The following is a 5,897-nucleotide window of genomic DNA, read 5'->3' as shown; positions in this document are numbered from 1 at the left end:
TTGCTTCAGTCCCATTCCCGAGATTTCAAGAAGATCACCCGCGCCGTGGTTCAGAACGGCCTTCACCCGGCCTATTTCGGTGCCGCCGGTATCAAGCACGATCAAGCCAATCAGGTCAGTATAATAGTACTCATCATCGACAAGGTCAGGCAGACGGTCGCGTGGCGCAAAAAGCTGAACGCCCCGAAGAGCGTCTGCGGCGTCCTTCGTGGCGACGCCGGTCAGGCGTGCGGCAAAACCATTTTTAACGGAACGCGTAATGCGCACCTCCCAAGATGTCGCCCCGTCTTCCGACGTGAGCGGCCCATAGGTGGAGATGGCGTCGGGCTCGGCGCAAAAGCTTTTCAGCCGCACCTCGCCCTTCACACCAAATGAGCCGGCAATAGCGCCGACGCAAACCCGATCCGACATGTTTTAAACCATTGAAAAGGCGCGGATTACTCCGCTACCTCTTCAACTGCTTCTTCGGCTGGGGCTGCGTCTTCAACAGGCGCTTCTGCTGCAGGAGCAGCAGCTTTTGCAGCTTTTTCTTCTGCGCGCTCAGCAGCTTTCTTGCCCGGAACAGCTTTGTTCGGGTTGTTACGCTCGGTCTTTTCGCGAACGCCAGCAGCTTCAAGCATGCGTGCGATACGGTCGCTTGGCTGCGCGCCCTGGTCGAGCCAGTACTGAACGCGTTCAATGTTCATTTTCACGCGCTCTTCGTTGTCTTTGGCGAGAAGCGGGTTGTAAGTGCCGAGCTTCTCGATGAAGCGGCCATCGCGTGGCATGCGGCTGTCGGCCGCAACGATTGCGTAGTGAGGGCGCTTCTTGGAGCCACCGCGGGCGAGGCGAATTTTCATAGCCATGTCGTTGATCCTTTAAGAGTTATTTCTGGTGTTGATTATGGTGCTGGATGACTTCCTGGATGATAAAGGCCAGGAATTTCTTTGCGAATTGGGGGTCCAAATCCGCTTCTTTCGAGAGCCATTCAAGGCGTTCGATCTGGTTGGCCTCGCGCGCCATGTCACTGGGCGGGAGGTCATGTTCTGCTTTCAGGCGACCGACGGCCTGTGTCTGCTTGAACCGTTCGGCAAGGGTGTAGACAAGGATGGCGTCGAGGCGGTCGATGCTGTCGCGGTGGCCGGCCAGAAGCTCGGCTGCGCGGGATACGGCGTCGGTCATGGGCGTGCTCCTGAGGCGGCGATTGTGAAGGTAGTGCACATTATGCCTTGCCCTTCGGGTAAAAGCGCCAGGCGTCGATGGGATCGTCCGTTTCTGACCACCGCGCATCTTCGTCGATGCTTCCACCGAGACGCGTTGCGACAGCCGCTGACGCGATATTGTCGTTGGCGATGTAGGCACCACAGGTTGAGAGGCCAACGTGATCCCAGGTAAAGTCACGCAATGCGGCCATGACTTTTGTGCCATAGCCTTGGCCGTCGTGCGCGCCGTCATAAAGGAGCCAGCCGAAGTCAGGCTCCGGCCATGTTGGCGGGAACCATGCGCCGCCAGGGCCGCCGACACACCTTGAACGCGCGCTTTTGAGGACGTCCGCAAATATATCGCCATCGCTCATCTGCGGGGCCCGCAAGATCAGGCGATCAGTTTCGAGGGCTGGGATGGCGACGGTGCTCATGCGGCCTCCCGCGTAGCGTGAACCCAGATATCGAGCGCGCCAAATTCCGGATGCGTGAAAGCCTCCGTTTTGCGGCAGTTCATGCGCTTGGCCAGTCGGATCGAGCGCACATTGTCAGGCATGATCAGGCTGACGATGCGGGACCAGCCCAAAGCCGTGTAGGCGAATTCGCGCGTTGCGGTTGCAGCCTCATGGGCGATGCCTTTGCCCTCACCGGCTTCATAAAGGGACCAACCGATTTCGGCTTCGGGCCAGTCCATCGGATGATAAATGCCGACGACGCCGTAGGGCTCATCGGTTACCTTGTCGGCGACCATCCAGCGACCGTAGCCGCGAAGGTGCCATTGGCCGATGATCGCTTCGAGGCTTTGGAAACTTGATTGCGCGTCAAAGGGCCCACCGACGCCTTTGCTGCGTTCAGACGTACGAAATGCGATATGCGCAGCGAGATCCGAGGCTTTCGGAAGCCTCAGGCGGAGACGATCGGTCTCGATCTCGGGGATATGAAATGCAACGGTCATTTGGGATTACTTTTTCTTACCAAACCCAGACAGCCCGGGGGGCAGGGCCGCGCCACCGCCCATACCGGGGAAGCCGCCGCCCATTTTGCCCATTTGTGCCTGCGCTGCGTCCATCTCGGCCTGGCTTGGCATACCACCGGGGGGCATGCCGCCTTTGCCGCCAAGCATGCTGCCCATTTGGCGCATCATGCCCTTTTTGCCCATTTTCCCCATCTTCTTCATCATATCCGCCATCTGGCGATGCATTTTCAGAAGCTTGTTGAGGTCGGAAACCTCCAAGCCTGCACCTGCCGCGATGCGTTTCTTGCGACTGGCTTGAAGAAGGCCTGGATTGGCGCGTTCTTTCTTGGTCATGGACTGAATGAGAGCGACCTGACGTTTGAGGACTTTGTCGTCCATGCCCGCGTCGGCCATCTGGTTCTTCATTTTTCCCATACCGGGCATCATGCCCATAATGCCTTGCATGCCGCCCATTTTGAGCATCTGCTCAAGCTGACTGCGCAGGTCGTTCATGTTGAACTGACCCTTCTGGAAGCGCTTCATCATGCGCTCGGCCTGTTCGGCCTCGATGGTTTCCTGTGCCTTTTCGACGAGAGCCACGATGTCGCCCATGCCGAGGATGCGGCCCGCGATTCGGTCGGGCTCAAACGTTTCAATGGCGTCCATCTTTTCGCCAAGGCCGACGAAGCGGATCGGTTTGCCGGTGACGGCGCGCATCGAAAGTGCCGCACCACCGCGACCATCGCCGTCCATGCGGGTCAGAACGACGCCGGTGACGCCGATTTTGTCGTCAAATTCTGTCGCGACGTTGACCGCGTCCTGACCGGTAAGACCGTCGACCACGAGGAGCGTTTCGCGGGGATTGGCAACGTCGCGCACCGCGGCGGCTTGCGCAATCAGTTCTTCGTCGATGTGCAGGCGGCCGGCGGTGTCGAGCATGTAGACGTCGTAGCCGCCAAGGCTGGCTTGGGTTTTCGCGCGCTTGGCGATGGCCACCGGGTCTTCGCCTTTAACGATCGGCAGGGTGTCGACGCCGATCTGCACGCCAAGGATCGCAAGTTGCTCCATCGCCGCCGGACGGTTGGTGTCGAGCGAGGCCATAAGGACGCGTTTGCCTTCGCGGTCTTTCAAACGTTTGGCAAGTTTGGCGGTGGTTGTCGTTTTACCAGACCCCTGCAGGCCGACCATCAAGATCGGGGCAGGTGGGTTGTCGATCTTAAGCGCGCCGGGGTCTTCATCGCCCTTCAGGACATGGATAAGTTCGTCGTGGACGATCTTGACGACCTGTTGGCCGGGGGTGACCGATTTGGTCACGGATTGCCCCGTGGCTTTTTCCTGAATGGCTTTGACGAAATCGCGGGCGACGGGCAGCGAAACGTCGGCTTCAAGAAGGGCGACGCGGACTTCGCGTAGGGCGGTTTTCACGTCGTCTTCGGACAGCGCGCCCTGCTTCGTCAGACGATCAAAGACGCCAGAGAGGCGATCTGAGAGATTTTCAAACATACGCACTGGCCCTTTTGCCCGTTGATCCCTGATCGGCACATATGCACCGACCGACTAAACGCCAAGCGCGCCAGTGGCGCGACCCGACTAAACGCCAAACGCCCCCATGGGCGCGACGCGCTGATGGGGGGCGATCCCTGTAAACAGGGACCGGGAGATTCAATGCTCCCGGAGGTTGATGCGGGATTACGGCGCGTGCGGCGCGGAGTCAAGGTCGCCGTCACCCATCCAGCGGTTGATGGCTTCGACAATGTCGCCCGAACGATTTGAGTTGGAATAGGTCGTCACGATCGGCACGCGCAGATCACCGCCCCCGCGGCGCATGACAAGCGTTGGACGATCTAGGCGTTGCCCGTCCGAGTTGGTGGTGTGCTCAACAAGTGCGTGATCGACATCACCAAGGGCGCGCGTGTTTTCCTTGTATCCGAAGACTGTCCTGCGCCGAATGGTGAAGGTCTGTTGCCGCCGGTCGAAGATCACCTGAACGCGGCGGACGAAGGCGACAAAGCATGCCGTTCCGATGCCGCCGCCGAAAATTGCGAAAAACAGGCCCATGAGGTCCCCGTCAAACACGAGCGACAAGCCGACCGCGACAAAAATAAGGATGATTGCGGTCAGAAGGATCGACAGGAGCCATGGCACAGAGGCAAGGATCAGTTGGTCGGGGGTGTCGCGGATGATTTTCATGGGGTGATCTTAGGAGCCTCAGGGCATTCATCAAAGGCTGCGCTTTTGTTCGCCTTGCCACGGATTGGCTTCATGTGCTTGATGGGAGGCAGATCCAAAGGAGCATCCAAAATCGCAACCTCGGCCAATCCGCCGGAAACGCCCTCGGGCGTGCCGACCCGTCGCTCGGAAAGCGGTAAAGGTGTCTTGTTGATGCTTCTCGGCATGTTCCTGTTTGCGGCAGTGGATACAGGGGCGAAGTTCCTCACGGCTGAGCTTCATCCAATCCAGATCACCTGGACCCGGCAGTTGGGACTTTTGGCCGGCGCGTTTTTCTTGATTGCCTACCATGGGCGGACGATCCTGCGGACGTCGCACCCGAAGTTGCAGGTTTTGAGGGGCTGTGTTGCGGTCGGGTCTGCGACGTTGTTCATCGTTGGGGTTAGCTATGTTCCGTTGGCTGACGCGGTTGCAGTGACTTTCGTGGCCCCGTTCATTGTGACGCTGTTGGCGGCATTCATCCTGCGCGAGCCTGTGGGCATGCGGCGATGGATTGCGGTGTTCCTGGGGTTTGTCGGGACATTGATCGTAATCCGGCCAGGCATGAGTGTGATCCACCCGGCGGCGTTTCTTATTGTGATTGCGGCGGCATTTTTCGCTGTGCGACAAATCATATCCCGCGCCCTGAGCGATACCGATAAGACCGCCACAACGATTGTCTATACAGCCATTGTGGGCAGTGCCTTATTAACGCTGCCCTTGCCTTTTGTCTGGATCACGCCGGACAGCCAACAAGTTATGATCCTTGTGGGTATTGCCGCTTTGGCCGGTGTGGCGGAAGTCTGTGTCATCAAGGCTTTTGAAGTGGCGATGGCCGTGGTGATCGCCCCGATCCATTACAGCATGATGATCTGGGGGACGTTCTACGGGTTTGTCGTCTTTGGTCAGCTTCCCGATATGTGGACGGTGATCGGGGCCGCGGTGATTATTTCCACCGGGCTCTATACGCTTAGGCGGGAATATTTGATTTCGCACGGCCGCATTTAAGCGACCATTGCTTCCGCATTTCTAAGATCAACCGAGACAAGTTGGCTGACGCCCTGTTCGGCCATTGTCACGCCGAAAAGGCGATCCATGCGGGCCATTGTCACCGCGTGGTGAGTGATGATCAAAAAGCGCGTGTTGGTGCGGCGGCACATCTCGTCGAGAAGATCGCAAAAGCGCGTTACGTTTGCGTCGTCCAGCGGGGCATCGACCTCGTCAAGGACGCAGATCGGGGCTGGGTTTGCAAGGAACACGGCGAAGATCAGGGCAAGGGCCGTAAGGGTTTGTTCGCCGCCGGAAAGAAGCGAGAGCGTGGATAGCTTTTTGCCGGGCGGTTGGCACATGATCTCAAGACCAGCGTCAAGCGGGTCATCAGATTCGATCAACACAAGTTTCGCTTCGCCGCCGCCGAAGAGGTGTTTGAACAACAGCGAGAAATTGGAGTTGACCTGCTCGAAGGCGGTCAGCAGACGTTCGCGACCTTCTTTGTTGAGGCTGGCAATACCGTTTCTGAGGGCGCGGATCGCGTCTTCCAGGTCGGTTTTTTC

General features: G+C 58.5%; 8 protein-coding genes and 1 pseudogene. 1 reads left to right on the top strand and 8 read right to left on the bottom strand.

The annotated features are described in order from the left end of the window. The 7 genes from rimM to AC221Y_RS19205 form a co-directional block, all read right to left on the bottom strand. Positions 1–411: ribosome maturation factor RimM (gene rimM, locus AC221Y_RS19235; RefSeq protein WP_486708064.1), on the bottom strand; the 411-nt coding region annotated here is incomplete at its 3' end. A gap of 26 nt (positions 412–437) precedes the next feature. Continuing rightward, positions 438–845, bottom strand: coding sequence for a 30S ribosomal protein S16 (gene rpsP / locus AC221Y_RS19230; RefSeq protein WP_299751647.1), 408 nt, complete (start codon positions 843–845; stop codon positions 438–440). Between the two features lie 19 nt (positions 846–864). Beyond that, positions 865–1,161 (bottom strand): chorismate mutase, encoded by a 297-nt coding sequence (locus AC221Y_RS19225; protein WP_299751650.1) that lies wholly within the window; start codon positions 1,159–1,161, stop codon positions 865–867. A gap of 40 nt (positions 1,162–1,201) precedes the next feature. Further along, positions 1,202–1,615 carry a GNAT family N-acetyltransferase gene (locus AC221Y_RS19220; RefSeq protein WP_486708063.1) on the bottom strand — a complete coding sequence of 138 codons (414 nt, stop codon included), beginning with the start codon at positions 1,613–1,615 and terminating at the stop codon, positions 1,202–1,204. Beyond that, on the bottom strand, positions 1,612–2,136 hold the full coding sequence (locus AC221Y_RS19215) for a GNAT family N-acetyltransferase (protein ID WP_299751657.1): 525 nt from the start codon (positions 2,134–2,136) through the stop codon (positions 1,612–1,614). The genes AC221Y_RS19220 and AC221Y_RS19215 overlap by 4 nt, the downstream gene beginning before the upstream one ends. 6 nt (positions 2,137–2,142) lie before the next feature. After that, positions 2,143–3,639: a signal recognition particle protein gene (gene ffh / locus AC221Y_RS19210; RefSeq protein WP_486708062.1), complete on the bottom strand. Its 1,497-nt coding sequence runs from the start codon at positions 3,637–3,639 to the stop codon at positions 2,143–2,145. 186 nt (positions 3,640–3,825) lie between these two features. Continuing rightward, entirely contained in the window at positions 3,826–4,326 is a 501-nt protein-coding gene (locus AC221Y_RS19205; protein WP_486708061.1) for a hypothetical protein, read from the bottom strand. Between the two features lie 72 nt (positions 4,327–4,398). Here AC221Y_RS19205 and AC221Y_RS19200 point away from each other — a divergent pair, with 72 nt between their 5' ends. Next, positions 4,399–5,352, top strand: coding sequence for a DMT family transporter (locus tag AC221Y_RS19200; protein WP_486708060.1), 954 nt, complete (start codon positions 4,399–4,401; stop codon positions 5,350–5,352). Here the strand turns inward: AC221Y_RS19200 and AC221Y_RS19195 are convergent. After that, positions 5,349–5,897, bottom strand: a pseudogene (locus tag AC221Y_RS19195) (chromosome segregation protein SMC); the annotation flags it as partial. The gene AC221Y_RS19200 and the pseudogene AC221Y_RS19195 overlap by 4 nt on opposite strands.

The sequence above is a fragment of the Boseongicola sp. genome (assembly GCF_057460485.1).
This window is presented reverse-complemented; position numbering and strand designations above follow the sequence as displayed.